The organism is Streptomyces sp. Go-475 (assembly GCF_003330845.1).
GTDB lineage: Bacteria > Actinomycetota > Actinomycetes > Streptomycetales > Streptomycetaceae > Streptomyces.
In genome coordinates, this window is the sequence record NZ_CP026121.1 from 4,423,344 (window position 1) to 4,439,433 (window position 16,090).

At 74.9% G+C, this 16,090-nt stretch carries 16 protein-coding genes; 8 read left to right on the forward strand and 8 right to left on the reverse strand.

The features are described 5' to 3' along the window. The first annotated feature begins 15 nt into the window (after window positions 1-15). Both C1703_RS20410 and C1703_RS20415 read left to right on the forward strand, forming a co-directional pair. Window positions 16-555 carry a YceI family protein gene (locus C1703_RS20410; protein WP_114254232.1) on the forward strand — a complete coding sequence of 180 codons (540 nt, stop codon included), beginning with the start codon at window positions 16-18 and terminating at the stop codon, window positions 553-555. Between the two features lie 137 nt (window positions 556-692). Next, window positions 693-1,670 carry a nucleoside hydrolase gene (locus C1703_RS20415; protein ID WP_114254233.1) on the forward strand — a complete coding sequence of 326 codons (978 nt, stop codon included), beginning with the start codon at window positions 693-695 and terminating at the stop codon, window positions 1,668-1,670. An 85-nt stretch (window positions 1,671-1,755) separates the two neighbouring features. Here the strand turns inward: C1703_RS20415 and C1703_RS20420 are convergent, their stop codons facing one another. Continuing rightward, on the reverse strand, window positions 1,756-2,700 hold the full coding sequence (locus tag C1703_RS20420; RefSeq protein WP_114254234.1) for an LAETG motif-containing sortase-dependent surface protein: 945 nt from the start codon (window positions 2,698-2,700) through the stop codon (window positions 1,756-1,758). Between the two features lie 296 nt (window positions 2,701-2,996). Here C1703_RS20420 and C1703_RS20425 point away from each other — a divergent pair, with 296 nt between their 5' ends. Together C1703_RS20425 and C1703_RS20430 are read left to right on the forward strand one after the other, a co-directional pair. Then, window positions 2,997-4,679 carry a glycoside hydrolase family 13 protein gene (locus tag C1703_RS20425; protein WP_198678228.1) on the forward strand — a complete coding sequence of 561 codons (1,683 nt, stop codon included), beginning with the start codon at window positions 2,997-2,999 and terminating at the stop codon, window positions 4,677-4,679. Window positions 4,680-4,854: 175 nt separating this feature from the next. Beyond that, window positions 4,855-5,637: a carboxypeptidase regulatory-like domain-containing protein gene (locus C1703_RS20430; RefSeq protein ID WP_114254236.1), complete on the forward strand. Its 783-nt coding sequence runs from the start codon at window positions 4,855-4,857 to the stop codon at window positions 5,635-5,637. Here C1703_RS20430 and C1703_RS20435 read toward each other — a convergent pair. Both C1703_RS20435 and C1703_RS20440 read right to left on the reverse strand, forming a co-directional pair. After that, window positions 5,631-6,134 (reverse strand): hypothetical protein, encoded by a 504-nt coding sequence (locus tag C1703_RS20435; RefSeq protein ID WP_198678229.1) that lies wholly within the window; start codon window positions 6,132-6,134, stop codon window positions 5,631-5,633. The genes C1703_RS20430 and C1703_RS20435 overlap by 7 nt on opposite strands. Window positions 6,135-6,197: 63 nt before the next feature. Then, entirely contained in the window at window positions 6,198-6,572 is a 375-nt protein-coding gene (locus C1703_RS20440) for a DUF6479 family protein (RefSeq protein ID WP_114254237.1), read from the reverse strand. A gap of 231 nt (window positions 6,573-6,803) precedes the next feature. Between C1703_RS20440 and C1703_RS20445 the strand changes: the two genes are divergently transcribed. Then, on the forward strand, window positions 6,804-7,217 hold the full coding sequence (locus C1703_RS20445) for a DUF5994 family protein (protein ID WP_114254238.1): 414 nt from the start codon (window positions 6,804-6,806) through the stop codon (window positions 7,215-7,217). Here C1703_RS20445 and C1703_RS20450 read toward each other — a convergent pair whose 3' ends face one another. Both C1703_RS20450 and C1703_RS20455 read right to left on the reverse strand, forming a co-directional pair. After that, a complete protein-coding gene (locus tag C1703_RS20450) occupies window positions 7,218-7,580 on the reverse strand; it encodes a DUF1304 domain-containing protein (protein ID WP_114254239.1) in 363 nt (120 codons plus the stop codon). 170 nt (window positions 7,581-7,750) lie between these two features. After that, window positions 7,751-9,148: a glycoside hydrolase family 43 protein gene (locus tag C1703_RS20455; protein WP_114254240.1), complete on the reverse strand. Its 1,398-nt coding sequence runs from the start codon at window positions 9,146-9,148 to the stop codon at window positions 7,751-7,753. Between the two features lie 362 nt (window positions 9,149-9,510). Here C1703_RS20455 and C1703_RS20460 point away from each other — a divergent pair, with 362 nt between their 5' ends. The 3 genes from C1703_RS20460 to C1703_RS20470 all read left to right on the forward strand — a co-directional run bounded on the left by C1703_RS20460 (window position 9,511) and on the right by C1703_RS20470 (window position 14,075). Beyond that, entirely contained in the window at window positions 9,511-10,827 is a 1,317-nt protein-coding gene (locus C1703_RS20460) for a serine hydrolase domain-containing protein (RefSeq protein ID WP_114254241.1), read from the forward strand. Window positions 10,828-10,900: 73 nt separating this feature from the next. Next, window positions 10,901-12,805 carry a hypothetical protein gene (locus tag C1703_RS38995; RefSeq protein WP_157993131.1) on the forward strand — a complete coding sequence of 635 codons (1,905 nt, stop codon included), beginning with the start codon at window positions 10,901-10,903 and terminating at the stop codon, window positions 12,803-12,805. Window positions 12,806-13,202: 397 nt separating this feature from the next. Then, complete coding sequence (locus C1703_RS20470) at window positions 13,203-14,075, forward strand: putative RNA methyltransferase (RefSeq protein WP_114254242.1); 873 nt, start codon at window positions 13,203-13,205, stop codon at window positions 14,073-14,075. Here C1703_RS20470 and C1703_RS20475 read toward each other — a convergent pair. The 3 genes from C1703_RS20475 to bla are packed head-to-tail and all read right to left on the reverse strand — an operon-like array spanning window position 14,069 to window position 16,063. Then, window positions 14,069-14,728, reverse strand: a complete 660-nt coding sequence (locus C1703_RS20475; protein WP_114254243.1) for a DUF4328 domain-containing protein — start codon at window positions 14,726-14,728, stop codon at window positions 14,069-14,071. The two genes, C1703_RS20470 and C1703_RS20475, sit on opposite strands and share 7 nt — an antisense overlap. A gap of 4 nt (window positions 14,729-14,732) precedes the next feature. After that, window positions 14,733-15,095 carry a DUF952 domain-containing protein gene (locus C1703_RS20480; protein ID WP_114254244.1) on the reverse strand — a complete coding sequence of 121 codons (363 nt, stop codon included), beginning with the start codon at window positions 15,093-15,095 and terminating at the stop codon, window positions 14,733-14,735. Between the two features lie 8 nt (window positions 15,096-15,103). Then, window positions 15,104-16,063, reverse strand: a complete 960-nt coding sequence (bla, locus tag C1703_RS20485) for a class A beta-lactamase (protein ID WP_114254245.1) — start codon at window positions 16,061-16,063, stop codon at window positions 15,104-15,106. Window positions 16,064-16,090 lie beyond the last annotated feature (27 nt).

A 16,090-nucleotide genomic window follows, 5' to 3' on the forward strand; every position in this document is an offset into this window, starting at 1 on the left:
CCAGGAGACACCACCATGACGACCACGAGCACACTCGGCGAACTGACCGGCGACTACGTCCTCGACCCCGCCCGCACCCGTATCGGTTTCGTGGCGCGGGCCCTGCTCGTCAGCAAGGTGCGCGGGACGTTCGGCGCGTTCGAGGGCGGCGGGCGGCTGGACGGCGACGACCCGTCGAGGTCCGCCGTGCGGCTCGCGATCCGCGCGGCGAGCATCCGGACCGGCAACGACAGGCGGGACGACCATCTGCGCGGCGGCGACTTCCTCGACGCGGGCGTCCACCCGGCCCTCACCTTCGCCTCGACCCGGGTGGAGCGGGCCGGCGCGACGGGCTTCCGGGTCACCGGTGACCTGACGGTCCGCGGCGTGACCCGCCCGGTCACCGTGGACGTCGAACTGACCGGCGCCGGGAACGACCCGCAGGGCGCCTTCCGGGTCGGTTTCACCGGCCGGGCGACCATCGACCGCGCCGACTGGGGCGTGAGCGGGGCCCGGGGCATGGTCGGCCGGAAGGTGGCGCTGGAACTCGACATCGCGGCGGTACGGCGGCCCTGAGCGGCCTTGCGGCGGCCCTGAGCGGCCTTGGCGGGGCACCTCGCGCCACCGGGGGCGTCGTCCGCGCGCCTCCCGGTCGTAAGGTCGCTGCTACGGCCCCCGCCCGGGGGAGAGCCGCAGCGGAAGGAGTCCTCGCCGTGACGGACGGTCAGCGCATCCCGGTGGTCATCGACTGCGACACCGGCGTCGACGACGCCCTCGCCCTGCTGTTCGCCGTCCGGCACCCGGCGCTGGACGTGCGCGCGATCACCTGCGTGGCCGGGAACACGGACGTGGAGGGCGTCGTCCGCAACACCCTGACCGTGCTGGAGCGGGCCGGCGCCCCCGACATCCCGGTCGCCCGGGGCGCCGAGCGGCCGCTGATCGAGGCGCCCCGCTCGGCGCGGCACGTGCACGGCCACGACGGCATGGGGGACCTGGGGCTGCCGGCTCCGACCCGCAGGCCCGCCGACGTGGACGCGGTGACGCTGCTGCGCCGCGAGATCCTCGCCTCCCCGCGCCCGGTCACCCTCATCCCCACCGCGCCCCTCACCAACATCGCCCTGCTGCTGCGCACCCACCCGGAGGTGGTGCGCAACATCGAGCGCATCGTGTTCATGGGCGGCGCGGCGGCGGCCGGGAACGCCTCGCCCGTCGCGGAGTTCAACGTGTGGCACGACCCGGAGGCGGCGGCGATCCTGCTCACCGCCGGGGTGCCGATCACGATGTACGGGCTGGACGTGTTCACCCGGGTCGTCGTCCCGGCGGCGGACGTGCGCAGGCTGCGCGCGAGCGCCGAGCCGGGCGCGCGGCTGGCCGGCGACCTGCTCGCGCACCGCCCGGCGCACCCGGGCAGCCGCCCCGACGACCCCGAGGAGACGGCCGGCGGCCTCGGTGACGCGGGCGCGGTCTGCGCGGTCGCCGACCCCGAGGGCCTGGCCACCCACCGCCTCCCCGTCGAGGTCTCCCTCGCCCCGGGCCCCACCCGCGGCATGACGATCGTCGACCGCCGCCCCCGCCCCGGCGAGTCCGAGATCCACGAGGGCACCCGCGAGCAGCCGCTGGTGGACGTGGGGCTGGACGTGGACGTGGAGCGTTACGTGAAGCTGTACCTGTCGACGGTCGAGGCCGGCTGACCGCGAGCGGCACACGGACGGCCGCCCCGCCGTCCTCGGGGGAGGACGGCGGGGCGGCCGTTCACACGTGGGGTGACCCGGGTGTCTAGGCGTTGCCGCGCTTCGCCGCGCGGCGGCGGGTCACGACCAGCATCGCCGCGCCGCCCGCGAGCAGGGCCGCCGCGCCGAGGGCGATCGGGCCGGTGCTGCTGTTGGCGCCGGTCTCGGCGAGGTCGCCGCCACCGCCGTTCGGCTTGGGAGCCGGGGGCGAGGTCGACTCGGAGGCGGACGGCGTGGGCGTGTCCGTGTCGGAGGACGGCGGCGTCGAGGGCTCGGCCGGCTCGGACGGGGAGGCCGGCGGGGTCGTCTCCTCGGCCGGCTCCGACGGGCTGGCGGGCGGCGTGGAGGCGGGCGGCTCCTCCTCCGCCGGCGGCGGGGTCTGCGTGCAGTTCTTGGTGCCGCCGTTCCAGGCCGCGATCAGCTTGTCCTTGATGACCGGGCGGTCCGGGCCCTTGGGCAGCTCGCCGTGCTCGAAGCCGTCCTTCGCGTCGAGCTCGCCGTCGAACTTCACCGCGCCCCGGTAGAGGTCGATCTGCCCGAAGCAGCCCTTGTCCGGGATGGCGATGTCGAGCGAGTCGGTGCCGCCCGGCTTGACCGTCACCGTGTCGAAGTCGACGAAGACCTGCTCGCCGGAGGTCGCGAAGGTCGCGCCGTGCGCCAGGTAGGAGGCGAGGGAGGCCGTGCAGGTGGCCGCGTCACCGGCGGCGCGGACCTTGATGTGGACCTTGCCGTCCTCGGTCGGCTTCAGGTTCTGGTCGTCGACCTTGACCGAGTCCTGGAACGTCGTGCCGTCGAGCGAGAACTGGCAGCGGTCCGTCCCCGTCTCCGTGCCCGCGCCCGTTCCGGGCTTGTAACTGCCGCCGGACGACCAGCCGTCGCCGCCGGGCGCACCGTGCGCGAACGCGGTGGTGGCGGAGGCGGCGCAGAGGGCGAGGGCCGCGGCGCCCGTCCCCAGCAGGCGGCGCGCGGTGACACGTCTCGCTATGGACATGCGGATCCCATTTCTTGGCGTGTGCAGGAACCCCGGGTGACGGCATGCGGGCAGCGCGCGGCGCACGGCTGCCGGGGCCGCACCGGGGGTGAGTGGTCTGAGAAACACTGGGCTCATTGGTCACATGCGCCACAGTGAGCCCCCATCGTGGCGGGGCGGCAGCACGCTGTCAACCTGCGGGAACGCAAAGAGAGTTGCCTCTCCATCACACTTCCATCACGTCGGGAACGGCTTGCTCCGCTCGGTCCGGTGGTTCCTTTTTCCGCCAATCTGGACAGGTTTCCTGCTGTCGTCCTATGCACGGAAGAGGAGACCGCGTGACCGATCGCTCCACCCTCGACCTGTCGTCCCGGGATCCCGACTGGTGGCGCCAGGCCGTCGTCTACCAAATCTATCCCCGCAGCTTCGCCGACGCCGACGGGGACGGCCTCGGTGACCTGCGCGGCATCACCCGCCGCCTCACCCACCTCTCCGCCCTGGGCGTGGACGCCCTGTGGCTGAGCCCCTTCTACCCGTCCGAGCTCGCCGACGGCGGCTACGACGTCGCCGACCCGCGCGGCGTCGACCCGCGCCTCGGCACGCTCGACGACTTCGACGCCCTGGTCGCCGAGGCCCACCGCCTCGGCCTGAAGGTCATCGTCGACATCGTGCCCAACCACTCCTCCCACCAGCACGCCTGGTTCCAGGAGGCCCTGCGCTCCGGCCCCGGCTCGGCCGCCCGCGACCGGTACGTCTTCCGGGACGGCCGCGGCGAGCACGGCGAACTCCCGCCCACCGACTGGCAGTCCGTCTTCGGCGGCAGCGCCTGGAAACGCGTGCCCGACGGGCAGTGGTACCTGCACCTGTTCGCCCCCGAGCAGCCCGACCTCAACTGGGAGAACCAGGAGGTCCGCGCCGACTACCGCACCACCCTGCGCTTCTGGTCCGACCGGGGTGTCGACGGCTTCCGCGTCGACGTCGCCCACGCCCTCGTCAAGGACCTGAACGAACCGCTGCGCGACCTCGGCGCGCCCGAGCTGAGCCGCGAGGAGGCGCTCACCGCGATGCCACCCGGCACGCACCCCTTCTACGACCGCGACGACGTGCACGAGATCTACCGCGACTGGCGCAAGATCCTCGACGCCTACCGCCCGCCCCGCATGGCCGTCGCCGAGGCCTGGGTGCCCGGCGCGCGGCGCGCCCTGTACGCCCGTCCGGACGAACTGGGGCAGGCCTTCAACTTCGAGTACCTGGAGGCCGGCTGGAACGCCGACGAGCTACGGCAGGTCATCACCGACTCGCTCGCCACCGCCCGGGCGGCCGGCGCCTCGGCCACCTGGGTGCTCTCCAACCACGACGTGATCCGGCACGCCTCCCGCCTGATGCTCCCGCCGGACACCGACCTCAACGCCTGGCTGCTCTCCGGCGGCCACGCCCCGGCCGTGGACGAGGCGGCGGGGCTGCGCCGCGCCCGGGCCGCCACCCTGCTGATGCTGGCGCTGCCCGGCTCGGCCTACGTCTACCAGGGCGAGGAACTCGGCCTCCCCGAGGTCGCCGACCTGCCCACCGAGGTGCTCCAGGACCCGATCTGGGAGCAGACGGGCCACGTCCGCAAGGGCCGCGACGGCTGCCGGGTGCCGCTGCCGTGGACCACGAACGGACCGTCGTACGGCTTCGGGCCCGGGGGCGCCTGGCTGCCGCAGCCGCCCGGCTTCGCCGCCTACGCCGTCGAGGCGCAGGACGGCGTCGGGGGCTCGACCCTGGAGCTGTACCGCACGGCCCTGCGGCTGCGCCGCAAGCTGCTCGACGGTGAGGAGCTGACCTGGGCGGCGGACGCCCCGGACGGCGTGCTCCAGTTCGACCGCTGGGAGGGCTGGCGGTGCGTGACGAACCTGTCCGGTGCGCCGGTCCCGCTGCCGGCCGGTGAGGTGCTGCTGAGCAGCGCCCCCCTGGAGGACGGTCTGCTCGGGCCGGACACGACGGTGTGGCTGGGGCGGTAGCGGCCTCCTTCGTGGGCGGCGGCGTCGTGGCTGCTCGCGCGGTTCCCCGCGCCCCTTGCGGGGCGCGGTACCCCTCGCGTGGCTCAGCAGCGGGTGCCGCCTTCCCGGACGGCCGCGAGAATCGGCGGCGGAGTGTCCTCGACCAGGCCGTGTCCGACAGGGAGCCTCGCCCGCGATGAACAGGTCCAGCAGGTCAGCAGCCGTGGCGGGGGCCGTCGTCGCGGGGGTGCTCGCCTGTGCGGGGACGCCCGCGCAGGCCCGGGACGGCGCGCTGTGGGGCACCGCGGCCCTCGCGCCCGGCCGGGAGGGCGCCCTGTGGGGCGTCGCCACCATCGCGCCCGGCCGGGAGGGCATCGTCGAGGTCGCGGGCGTTACGGAGGCGGGGCCGGGAGCCACCCTCACGCTGACCGCGCCCCGGGGCACCCGGGTGACGGGCACGCCGCTCGACGCGTCCGGCTACCGGGGGTCGGTCACCGCCGACGGGCGCAGCGGGTCGTACACCGTCACCGGCGACAGCGCCGCCCGGTCCGAGCCGGACCGCACCTTCCCCTTCGTGCTGGCGGTGGCCGCGGACGCCGTGCCCGGCACCCGGCTGCGCGACTGCGCGCTGCGGGTCACCGACGCGCGGGGGCTGCGGCGGGCCGCCGGCCGGTGTGCCGTGACCGTGGGCCTGGCCGCGCCGACCCTGACCCGCCCCCTGTCCGGCGTGCCGCTGGGCACCCGGCCGGAGATCGCCGGCACGGCCCATCCGGGCGCCCGGGTCACCGTCCGGGACAAGGACGAGCGCGAGGCCTGCGCGACCACCGCCGCCCCCGACGGCACCTGGACGTGCACCCCCGGCGCGGCCCTCCCGCCCGGCGCCAACCGGCTCCAGGCGGTCGCCGCCCTCAACGGGGTGAACGCCATGAGCGAGCAGATCGACATCGCCGTGGCCACCGAGGCCACCGCGGGTCAGTAGCGCAGCGCCCGGGCCACCTCCGCCCGCACCTCTCCGGACAGGGCGTGCGTGCCGCGCGCGGTGACCGTGCCGGACCCACCGGCCGGGACGTCGTCGACGGTGACGACGACCGTGTCGAGCAGCCCGCCGCCGGGGTCGGTGAACTCGACCTGGACCGCGAAGGAGCGGGCCGTGTCGTCGGTGTTGGCGACGGTGACCTCCACCCGGGCCCGGCCGTCGGAGCCGACCCCGACGGAGCCGAGCCGCACGTCGTGCTTCACGTCGATGCCGTCCTTGATGTCGTCGAGCCGGCGCCCGGCCTCCGCCGTCGCCGACTCCACCGCCCCGGAGGCCCGCGAGGCGAGCGACTCGACGGCCGACTCCGCCCTGCGGGTCGTCTCCGCCGGGCTGTCGTCGCCACAGCCGGCGACGAGGGCGGCCAGGGCGGCCGCGGCGGCCAGGGCGAACGCAGGCGCCGCCCCCGCCGTAGCCCGGCGCGTCCGGTGGCGGGCAGCCATGGCACCTCCCTGGCACAGCCGCGCGAGCCGCGGGCCGCGCGGCCCTACGGCATCACGTGTGGATCACGTGTGGCCGAGGCCGCCGCCGCCGAAGGACCCGCTGGATCCGGGCAGCCAGCGGCGCGGTGTCTGGTCCTTGCCGGTCCTGGTGCTCGCGCGGTGCAGCTCGTGGGGCAGCAGCCGCTCGCCGTCGCGCGTCACGACCGGCATCTCGTCCGGTTCCCGCATCTCCCGCATCTCGCGGACCGGCCCGGTCTCCGGGAGGTGCGGCTGTTCGGCGGGGTCGGGGTGGTGGGTGTCCTTGTCCATGACGCGCATCCCGACCCGCACGGCCCAGATCAGCGCGCAGGCGACGATCAGCCCGCCGATGAAGGCGATGGTCACGGCGACCGCGTGATCTGACGACGCCGCCAGCACTTCGTACGTTGCCGTTGTCATAGCTCCGATTATCGCCGACGGATTGCCATAAAGCGCCCGGAATGTCGCCTCTGACCCGGCCCCGGCCCCCGCGCCGCCCCGCACGGTACGGTGGAGGAACCGGGGGTATGACGCAACCGGTGGCCGAACCGGTCTCGCCCTCGGCACTCGACGAACCCCCCGCCTCCGTACACCGGGCTCGCGGCTTCGCCACCTCCTGGCCACGCACCCCGTCCGCAGCAGGAGCCCCCGATGACGTCCGCATCCTCACCCCCGCCGCCCGTCCCCGCACGGCCCGAGGTCCGGCTCCGGCTCGCGGCCCAGCCGCGCCAGGGCCGCACCGCCCGCCGGATCGACGGGGCGTGGTGGCCCCGCTCCTACGACCTGGCCGCGGAACTGCCCGGGCTGCTCGGCGTGCTGCCGCGGGCCTGGGGCCGGATCAGCAGCGTCCTGGTCAACGGGGACGCCTGGCCCGCCTGCCCGGAGCGGTTGCTCGTCGCGGGGCAGGCCGTCCACGTCGGCCGGAAGGACTCGCCGACCGCCCCGCACACCGTCTGCCTGCTCGCCCCCGGCCGCGGCCGCTGGGACCTGCTGGTGGTACCGCCCGCCACGGCGGAGTCGGAGGCCGGCCGTCTCATGGAACAGGCCGTGGAGCAAGGCGCCTGACTACCCCGCGATCAGCACCAGGGCCAGGGCGGCCAGTGCCGGGACGGTCTGTACGAAGAGGATCTTCCGGCTGGCGGTGGCGGCGCCGTACACCCCCGCGACCGCCACGCACACCAGGAAGAACACCGAGACCTGGAAGCCCACGGGGTCGGACGCCACCGCGCCCCACACCAGCCCGGCGGCGAGGAAGCCGTTGTAGAGGCCCTGGTTGGCGGCGAGGGCCTTCGTTTCGGCGGCGAACCCGGCGGTGGTGCCGAAGGCGGCGCGGGCCCGGGGCGTGGTCCACAGGAACATCTCCAGCACCAGGATGTAGGCGTGGAGCGCGGCGAGGGCCAGGACCGCGAGGGTGGCGAGGGTCGGCATGCGCGCATCATCGCAGCTTCGCCCCGCCCTCCCCGTTCGGGCCTCCCCGGGAGGCGCCGCGGGGTGCCGGGTGGCAGATTGCGGCCAGAGGAAGGCCGGCCGGGCCGTCGCGTCCCCGCGTGTGCCGCTCGGGAGCCCGGTCCGGCCTTCCCGCCCGCCGGCGCGGCGGGTCAGTAGCCGACGCGGAACGTCGCGTCCGCGCGGTCGGTGGCGGTGGCGACGGGGTCGATGCGCAGGGCGTAGCCGGAGTGGCGCAGGTAGCGCGTCGGGTGGTTGTGCGAGCGGAACGACGTCCAGGCGGGGTCGGCCAGCCCGGCGACCTTGTGGAAGGTGGCGTCCTGGGCGAACACGGACGTGCCGTCGTTCACGTCCAGCCGCAGGGCGTAGCTGTAGTGCCGCAGGTACCGGTCCGGGTAGTTGACCGACTGGAAGGACACCCCGGACGCGTCGGCGAGGCCCGGCACGAGCTTCCACTGGGAGTCGGCGTACGGGTCGAGGGGGTAGGGGTCGATCCGGCCGGCGAAACCGGCGTGGCGGATGTAGCGGTCCGGGTGGTTGTACGACTTCAGCCGGTTCCAGGCCGGGGCTCCCCAGTGCGCGAGGAGGTTGTCGTACTGCGTGCCGGTGAGCGGGGCGATGCTGCCGTGCTTGGAGTTCAGCGGCTGCGTGTAGCGGCGCTGGTCGACCGGGGTCCAGGTGCCGGAGGCGAGGTCGGCGGTCTGCCAGGCGTAGAAGACGCCGTTCGGTGTGTACGTGTCACCCCAGAGGTACCAGGTGCCGGTGGAGTGCGACCGGACGAGGATCGGCGCCTCGGTGCCGCCGTGGGCCACCGGGGTGCTGAAGACCTGCCAGCTGCCCGGGGCGAGCGTGGCGGAGCGCGCGCCGACCAGGGTCTGCTTCGAACTGTCCTTGAAGTACATGTAGTTCGTGCCGCCGACACCGAGGGCGAAGCTGCCGTCGATCACGTCGTAGCCCGGGTCGAAGTAGACCTGGGGCGCGGAGACGGTGCGGAAGTCGGTCGTGTAGTTGACCATCAGGACGTTGTGGCCGCTGGAGTTCACGGACGAGTAGACGATCCCGTACTGCCCGCGTGAGGCGTCCCAGAAGGCCTCCGGGGCCCAGCTGTGCGTGGCCATGTCGTGCAGCTTCAGCAGCCGGTAGCCGGTGAGGGAGCGCAGGTCGGCGGAGTCCCAGACGTGGATGTACGGGCTGTTGCGGTTCCAGTCGGTGCCCTTGAGGTCGGTGGCGAGGACGGTGAAGGTGCCGTCCTGCTTGCGCAGGATGAACGGGTCGCGCAGGCCGCCGGCGCCCTGGGTGGGGGTGACGACCGGCCGGTTCTGGTTGAGCGGCGTCCACTCCAGGCCGTCGAGGCTGACGGCGAGGTGCAGGCCGTACTCGGTGCCGGCGCCGAGGTTGGTCGACTCGGTGAAGTAGCCCATCACGTACGCCGGTCCGGTCGCCGCTCCGGCCGTGCCGGCGCCCAGGGCCAGATCGGTGGTGAGTGCGAGCGGCAGGGCCGCGGCCATGCCGAGGACGTGGCGGCGGGAGGGTCTGCGGGGGGCGGTCATGGTGGCTCGGCCTTCCGTCGGGGGTCCGGAACGAAGCGATGGCGCACGGCTGGATGTCTGAAATACCGAACGAGGTTCGGCAATTCGGCCAGACCGTAGGGCCGGTGGCCGTACGGCGTCAATGGCCCGGACGCGAACTCCCGCTGCGGTGCGGGCCTGCGCCGCACCGGCGTCCGACCCTGCGGTGAAGTCGGGGGAAAACAACGGCCGTTGACAGCGATTCGGCCGACGGGGGCCGGTTTTCGATCACCCCCTGGAAGGATGTGGGGCCCGCCCGCTCCCCACGACGATGATCCCCGACCTGTTCGAACACGACGTACTCGCATTCCGACGTACTCGAACACCAAGGAAGGGGCAAGCCGTTGCGCATCGCCCGGCTTCTCGGCACCGTCCTGGGCACCACGCTGCTGACGACCACCGCCGTACTGACCGCGCCCGCCCAGGCCGCACCGTCCGCACCACCGTCCACCTCCTCAGACCGCGCCTCCCTCGACGAGGCCGGGTTGCAGGACTCGCTGGACGCCGCGCACGAGGCGGGCCTGTACGGCGTCTTCTCCGCCGTCCGGGACGGCCGCGAGCGGTGGGCCGGCGCCTCCGGAGCGGCCGACGTGGCCACCGGGCGGCCCGTCACACCGGGCATGCGGCAGCGGGTGGGCAGCATCAGCAAGACCTTCACCGCCGTGGCCGTGCTCCAGCAGGTGGAGCGGGGCCGGATCCGGCTGGACGCGCCCGTCGCCGACTACCTCCCCGACCTGATACCCGGCGAGCGCGGCCGGCAGATCACCGTCCGGATGCTCCTCAACCACACCAGCGGGATCGGCGACCACGTCCTGCCCGCCTTCCCCTCCCTGCTGCGGAACTCGCCGGCCAGCCTCGACGAGGAACGCTTCCGCTCCATCCCGCCCGAGGAACTGGTCCGGCTGGGCCTCGCCGCCCCCGCCACCGGACGCCCCGGCGAGGTGCCCGGGACGTACTCCAACACCAACTACGTCATCGCCGGGCTGCTGCTGGAGAAGGTCACCGGCCAGGATTCGGACGCGTACATCACCCGCCACGTCATCGACCGGGCCGGGCTGCGCCACACGTACCTGCCGCGCACGCCGTACATCAAGGGCCCGCACCCGCGGATGTACGAGGCGCTGTACGGCCTGATCGACCCGCCCCGCGACTACAGCGTCTACGACATGTCCTGGATCCGCTCGGCGGGCGCGCTCGTCTCCACCATGGACGACCTGAACCGCTTCTACCGCGCCCTGCTCGGCGGGAAGCTGCTGGGCGAGGCCGCCCTCGGCGAGATGATGCGCACGGTGCCCGTCAGCGGCATGGAGTACGGCCTCGGCATCTACACCGTGGAGCTGCGCGGCTGCGGCCGCTTCTGGGGTCACAACGGCGCGGTGTTCGGCGCCGGCACGTTCGCGCTGACCAGCCAGGACGGCAAGCGCCAGGTCGCCTTCGCGCAGAACCTGATGAAGTACCAGAGCCTCGACGAGAACGGCCGCCCGCTGCCGCACCCGATCGACGACGCCCTCAGCCGGCACATCGTCCGAGCCCTCTGCCCGGACACCGGCACGGCCGCTCCCACGGCGCGGGACGCCCGGAGCGCGCTGTCCGAACTGCTGCCCGGAATCAACCATTCTCAGTTGACCAGCAGCCTCAAGTTTGATCAGGTGTCTCCTTAGTCTTGTTCGATTCTGATCGAGCGATGTCTGGCTCCCAGGGGGGGAGCTTGTGACGAGTTGGGGAGTTCCCTTGATGCATCACGATTCCGTCGTGCTGCGCCGGGCCGGGGTCCGGCGCGGCGCGGCCGCCCTGGCCTTCGCGGCCCTGGCCGCCGGCACGGCACTGACGGGCGCTCCGGCCGCCACGGCCGCCGGCAGCGAGGTGCTCGCCGGGAAGGCCTGCACGCCGACGCAGGGCTTCTCCGGGTGCCGGCTCTTCGACCCGACCGGTGCCCGCGAGGAGTTCCAGGTCCCGGCCGGCGTCACGGCGCTGGACGTGCGGGCCTGGGGCCAGGGCGGCGAGGGCACCCCCCACGCCAACGGCGGCGCGGGCGGCTACACCGCGGGCTCGCTCAGCGTCACGCCCGGGGAGCGGCTGTCGGTCGCGGTCGGCGTGCAGGGCTTCGGTGACGCGCTCGGCGGCAAGGGCGGCGGCAAGGGCGGAGCCGTCGGCGGCAACAGCAGCGGCGTCCGCGACGGCGACGGCAAGCCGCTGCTCATCGCCGCCGGGGGCGGCGGCGGTGGGTACGGTTACGGGGAGACCGGTCAGGGCGGTCCCGGCGGCGGTGAGCGCGGCCAGGACGACACCGAGTCCGAGCGCGGCGGCAAGGGCGCGGCGGGTGACAGCGGTGGCGCGGGCGGCGGCAACGGCTCCTCGGGCGCCGACGCGTCCGGCGGCGGCAAGGGCGGTGCGGGCGGCTCCGGTTCCGGCGGCGAGGGCGGTGGCGGCGGCGCCGGCCACGCGGGCGGCGGCGGTGGCGGCGGTACCGACGACGAGCGGGGTGACGTCGGCAGCGGCGGGGGCGGCAGCAGCTACGTCGACCCGCAGCGCGTGAGCGACGCGCGGCTGCTGACCGGCAAGCGCACGGTGCCCGCCGCGAAGGACGACCCGTTCTGGCAGGGCTCCGGCGAGCCGGTGCGCGGCGGGATCGGCGAGGGCGGTGTCAACACCGACCTCGCCGGCCACGGTCGCGTCGTGTTCCAGTGGAAGACCCCCGCGATCGCGGAGCTGGTCCAGGTCTCCGGCGCCGGGCAGACCACGCAGCCGGGCGGCGGCGCCGACCCGGTGGCCGTGGTGGCGCGGGACAAGGCGGGCAACCCGGTGGAGAACGCCTCCGTCACCTTCACCATCGACGACCCGGACAAGCTGGGCGCCTACTTCTACCTCAAGGGCGGTGCCGACACCACGAAGCTGGCGGTGCCGACCGACGCGCGGGGCCGGGCCCAGTCCCCGCTGATCGAGTCGGGCGGCGGCTCCCGTGAGGGCGAGTTCGCCATCCGCGCGGAGGTCGACGGCGTGTCGACGGTCTTCACCGTGACGGTGAAGAAGTCGGCCTACGTCGTGTCCGTGGCGGGCGGTGACGACCAGCGGGCCGAACAGGGCGAGGACTTCGCCGAGGCGCTGACGGCCAAGGTGGTCAAGTCCGGCACCGCGGCACCGGCCGGCACGGAGGTCGAGTTCCGCGTCGAGGACGACAGCGAGGACGCGCCCCGCTTCGAGGGCGGCGAGCAGGTCGTCCGCGTGAAGACCGACGAGCGGGGCGAGGCCACGGCACCGGCCCTGACCGCCGGCGAGGGCACGGGCACCTACACCGTCGCCGCGTCGGTGGGCGACGCCATGGCCCAGTTCGCCGTCGAGGTCGTCCCCGGTGACGGCACCGGCGACCCGAGCCCGGACCCCTCCGGCTCCCCGAGCCCCTCGGCGACCCCGAGCCCCTCGCCCAGCACCAGCACGGGCACCTCCGGCACGACCGGCGGCACCGGTACCTCCGGCACCTCCACCACGGGCGGCACGTCGACGAACCTCGACACCGGCAGCCTCGCCTCCACGGGCGCCGGCGGCATCGGCCTGCTGCTCGCGGTGGCGGCGGGCCTGGCCGCGGTGGGCTTCGCGGCCTTCCGCTTCGGGCCGCGCCTGCGGCTCCGCTCGCGCGACTGACGTAACGTCACCCGACTGCCCGCACCCGGTCCACCGGGTGCGGGCAGTCGGCGTTCCGGGGGCCGGGGTGCCGGACACCGCGACCGCCGCTCCTCCTGCGCCGGTGCCCGCGCCGGCCCTTCGCCTCGGGCGCGCGGCTCGTGGTGACGTTCGGCGGCGGCCGGTAACCTCGCCGTATGGCTCTGGCTTGCAACGCCCTGCCGCACTGCTTCCTCTGACGCGGCGGTGAGGACGGCGACGTGAACCGCTCACGTCGCCGTCCTCGGCGCGTCCGCCTCCGGCCGCCACCGACGCCCCGCCGAGGGCGCCGCGGCCGGACCGCGGGCGCCGTGACTCACCGTCCACCGCCCGCACGCGGCCCGGCGCTCCGCCGCGCCGCGTCGTCCTGGAGCATGCCATGCCCTCGGGTCCCACCCGCCTGCCGTCCGACCGGCTGCTGACCGTCCTGACCTGCCCCCTGTGCCGAGCCGGCCTCGACCGGGCCGACGGCGCCCTGCGCTGCCCCGGCCGGCACGCCTTCGACATCGCCCGCCACGGCTACGTCAGCCTGCTGACCGGCCACCGGCGCGCGCCGAGCGCCGACTCGGCCGACATGGTCCGGTGCCGCGCCGCGTTCCTGCGCGCCGGGCACTACGACCCGCTCGTCCGCGCCCTCGCGGGCCTCGCCACCGAACTGGCCCCGCCCGACGCCACCGTGCTGGACGCCGGCGCGGGCACCGGCCACTACCTGGCCGCCGTCCTGGACGCCCTCCCCGGGGCCCTGGGCGTCGGTCTGGACACCTCCGCCGCCGCCCTGCGCGCCACGGCCCGCGCCCACCCCCGCGCGGAGGCCGCCGGCTGGGACGTCTGGCGGCCCTGGCCCGTGCGCACCGGCGCCGCCGACCTCGTCCTCAACGTCTTCGCGCCCCGCAACGGGCCGGAGTTCCACCGGGTCCTGAGGCCCGACGGCGCCCTGCTCGTCGTCACGCCCACCGGCCGGCACCTGCGCGAACTGCACCAGCCGCTCGGGCTGCTGGGGGTCGACGCCAGGAAGGAGGAACGCCTGCGCCGGACCCTGTCGGCCGCCTTCCGGCCCGACCGCGCGGAGCCGCTGGAGTACGCCATGACCCTCACGGCCGAGGATGTCACCAGCCTGGTGGCCATGACCCCGACCGCGCATCACCTCGGCCCGGAGGAACTGCGGCGCAGGGTCGCGGAGTCGGGGACGCCGGTGCGGGTGACCGCCTCGTTCCTGGTGTCGGTGTACCGGCCCCGCCGCTCAGGTCAGTAGCCCCCGCGGGCGATGTGCTCCTGCTGCGCCGCCGTCAGCGTGCGGACCACGAGGGCGGCGGCCGCCGCAGCGGCGATGATCAGCAGGTCGGCGATGAGCAGGGGCACCACGCCGGTGTAGGCGCGGGCGATGACCTCGTCCGTGGAGTCGGAGTAGACCAGCCCCACTCCGCCCGCCATGCCGGCCAGCCACAGGCCCCACCACCAGTTGACGACGGAGGGCAGCCGCCGGTCGGGGAAGACCGACCGGTGGACGTCCGCGACCATGCCCCGGGGGATCCAGAGGTTCCCGACGGGCACGACCCAGCCCAGGAAGAGCCAGCCGTACGCGTAGCGCGGCGCCGTGCCCGACAGGGCCCGCGCGTTGTCCCGTACGCGGTCCAGCCAGAGCAGGAACGCGACGGCGCAGACCAGCGTGACGGCGGCGCTCAGGGAGGCGACCACGTGGTAGGAGTCCTCCAGGGCGGTCGGGAGCCGGTGCTCCGGCCCGCCGGACGCCGGCTGCCCGGCCAGGGCGAGCCGGACGTGCCACACCGCCCGGGCCGCCAGGACGACGGCTGCGAGCCCGAGTCCGACGACGGCACAGTGGGCCGCGCCGCGGATCGGGCGCAGGGCGGGAGCGGGGGCGGCGGGGCGGGTTTCCTGATCGGTCACCCGCTCATCTTGTCGTACTGAGTTTCGAGGCCTTGCCCGCCCCGTCCCACCGCACCTCCAGGACGTGGTCGACCGCCTCCCGGTCGAGGGGGCCGAACACGTGCGGGAACAGGGTGTCGCCGCTGACGCCGGGCGGCGGGGCGGGGGCCGCCGCCTCCCACTCCACCCTCGCCGTGAGGCGCGCCTCGTCGAGGGCGAGGACCAGCAGCGGCCTGGGCGCGTCCCGGTAGAAGGCGTTGACGACGGCCAGCGTGGTCGCCTCGTCCGGGGAGCAGTGCACGAAGCCCTCCTCGGCGAGGGAGGCGGGGGCGTAGGGCCGCTCCGGGGCGCTGTTCCAGACGGTGTGCGGCACGACGTGATAGATCATGGCCCCCGTTATAGCCCCCGGCCGAGGGCGGCGACCGTCCGGCGGGTCGTCTCGGCGATCAGGGCGTCCGAGGGCTCGGCGTCGCGGCCGGGGCGGTCGGTCATGACGGCCAGGACGAGCGGTTCGGCGCGCGGCGGGTGGACGACCGCGATGTCGTTGGCCCGGCCGTAGTCGCCCGTGCCCGTCTTGTCGGCCACCTTCCAGCCCCGGGGGAGTCCGGCCCGGATGCGGCGGGCGCCGACGGCGGTGGCGTTGCGGGAGAGCCAGTCCATGAGCAGCGCGCGGTCGCGGGCGGGCAGGGCGGTGCCCAGGAGGAGCCGGTGGAAGTCGGTGGCGATCGCCCGGGGGGTGGTGGTGTCGCTGGGGTCGTCCGGCGGTACGTCGTGCAGTTCGGGCTCGTAGTGGTCCATGCGGCTCACCTTGTCGCCGAGTCCGCGCAGGTAGGCGGTGAGCTGCGCGGGGCCGCCGATCTCGCGCATCAGCAGGTTGCCGGCCGCGCCGTCGCTGAAGCGGACGGCGGCGTCGCAGAGCTGGCGGAGGGTCATGCCGGTCGCGAGGTGCCTGCCGGTGATCGGCGTGGTGGAGCGGAGGTCGGCCCGGGTGTAGGTGACGCGCCGGTCCAGGTCGTGCGGGGAGCGGTGGTGCAGGACCGCCGCGGCGGCCAGGGCCTTGAAGGTCGAGCAGAAGGCGAAGCGCTCGTCGGCCCGGTGCACGACCGTGGCGCCGGTGCCGGTCGCGAGGGCGTGGACGCCGATCCGGGCGCCGTACGCGCGCTCCAGGTCCGCCAGCAGGGGCCGGTGCACCGGCGGGCGCTCCGACGCCGGGGCGGACCGGGTTGCCGGGGCGGATCGGTCCGCGCGGCCGGCGGGCGGGTCGTCCGTGCCGCAGGCGGCGACGGGGAGCAGGGCCGCGGCGGCCAGGAAGGCGCGGCGGGAGGAGGAGGCGGGCGCGGACCGGTCGGCGGACATACGGGGTGCTCCGTTCACTGGGGTTCC

Bases quoted from the DNA above. Each gene is read 5' to 3' on its own strand.
- C1703_RS20410 (WP_114254232.1), top strand. From the start codon at position 16: ATGACGACCACGAGCACACTCGGCGAACTGACCGGCGACTACGTCCTC.
- C1703_RS20420 (WP_114254234.1), bottom strand. From the start codon at position 2,700: ATGTCCATAGCGAGACGTGTCACCGCGCGCCGCCTGCTGGGGACGGGC.
- C1703_RS20425 (WP_198678228.1), top strand. From the start codon at position 2,997: ATGCACGGAAGAGGAGACCGCGTGACCGATCGCTCCACCCTCGACCTG.
- C1703_RS20430 (WP_114254236.1), top strand. From the start codon at position 4,855: ATGAACAGGTCCAGCAGGTCAGCAGCCGTGGCGGGGGCCGTCGTCGCG.
- C1703_RS20435 (WP_198678229.1), bottom strand. From the start codon at position 6,134: ATGGCTGCCCGCCACCGGACGCGCCGGGCTACGGCGGGGGCGGCGCCT.
- C1703_RS20440 (WP_114254237.1), bottom strand. From the start codon at position 6,572: ATGACAACGGCAACGTACGAAGTGCTGGCGGCGTCGTCAGATCACGCG.
- C1703_RS20445 (WP_114254238.1), top strand. From the start codon at position 6,804: ATGACGTCCGCATCCTCACCCCCGCCGCCCGTCCCCGCACGGCCCGAG.
- C1703_RS20450 (WP_114254239.1), bottom strand. From the start codon at position 7,580: ATGCCGACCCTCGCCACCCTCGCGGTCCTGGCCCTCGCCGCGCTCCAC.
- C1703_RS20455 (WP_114254240.1), bottom strand. From the start codon at position 9,148: ATGACCGCCCCCCGCAGACCCTCCCGCCGCCACGTCCTCGGCATGGCC.
- C1703_RS38995 (WP_157993131.1), top strand. From the start codon at position 10,901: ATGCATCACGATTCCGTCGTGCTGCGCCGGGCCGGGGTCCGGCGCGGC.
- C1703_RS20470 (WP_114254242.1), top strand. From the start codon at position 13,203: ATGCCCTCGGGTCCCACCCGCCTGCCGTCCGACCGGCTGCTGACCGTC.
- C1703_RS20480 (WP_114254244.1), bottom strand. From the start codon at position 15,095: ATGATCTATCACGTCGTGCCGCACACCGTCTGGAACAGCGCCCCGGAG.
- bla (WP_114254245.1), bottom strand. From the start codon at position 16,063: ATGTCCGCCGACCGGTCCGCGCCCGCCTCCTCCTCCCGCCGCGCCTTC.